This window comes from Streptomyces sp. AC627_RSS907 (assembly GCF_019049165.1).
In genome coordinates this window covers 1-845 of record NZ_JAGMUE010000663.1, presented here as the reverse complement: position 1 = coordinate 845, position 845 = coordinate 1, and the positions used below count along the sequence as shown (strand labels likewise).

The following is an 845-nucleotide window of genomic DNA, read 5'->3' as shown; positions in this document are numbered from 1 at the left end:
GTCTTGGACCGTTGGTGTGGTCCACCCCAGTTCCGTGCCGAACACCGTCTGGAAGATGTAGGCCAGAACGAAGACCGGGATCGAGATGACCAGCAGGGTGAGGATCAGCACCCCGCGGTCCACGATCTTGCCCCGCTTCATGCCGGCGAAGACGCCGAGGACGAGGCCGAGGATCATCTCGAAGAGGAGCGCGATGATGGCGAGCCGGATGGTGACCGGGAAGGCGTCCGTCAGGATCTCGGAAACCGGCCGACCGCCGACCGTCTTGCCGAAGTCCGCCTGGAACAGGCCCTTCATGTAGTCCAGGTACTGCTGCCACAGCGGGTCGTCGAGCCCGTACTCATGACGGAGCGCGGCGAGCTGGGTGGGGTCTGGCGCCTTGTCACCCCACAGCGCCCGGATGGGGTCGCCGGGCAGGGTACGCACCATGACGAAGATGAGAAAGGTTGTCCCGATGAAGACCGGGATCATCTGGAGCAGTCGCCGCGCGACGTATCGCCCCATCGTGCCTCCGTTCTGGGGTCGGCCGAAGGCAGCCGCGCTCCAGGTAAGGAACCGGCTGCCCCCGTGGCCCGAGGGGCGCCCGGTTCGGGGCGCCCCTCGGCATCAACGTCCGACGACTACTTCTGCTTCACCGTGATGTCGGTGAGGATCGGGTCGCCCTTCTGGTTGAACTTCACGTTCGAAACGTTCTTCGAGTAACCAGCGTTGACCTTGTAGTACCAGAGCGGGATGGCCGGGAAGGTGTTCTTGAGCTGCTGCTCGGCCAGGTTGTACTCCTTGGCCGACTCCTCCAGCGTCTTGGCGTTGTCCGCCTTCTTCACCAGGTCATCGAACTTCTTGTC

1 protein-coding gene and 1 pseudogene are annotated in these 845 nt (G+C 63.8%); both read right to left on the bottom strand.

The features are described from left to right. Nucleotides 1-504, bottom strand: a 504-nt coding sequence (locus KUM32_RS37675) for an ABC transporter permease (protein WP_217146334.1), incomplete at its 3' end; no start/stop codon positions are given. 116 nt (nt 505-620) lie between these two features. Continuing rightward, a pseudogene (locus tag KUM32_RS37670) lies at nt 621-845 on the bottom strand (ABC transporter substrate-binding protein); the annotation flags it as partial.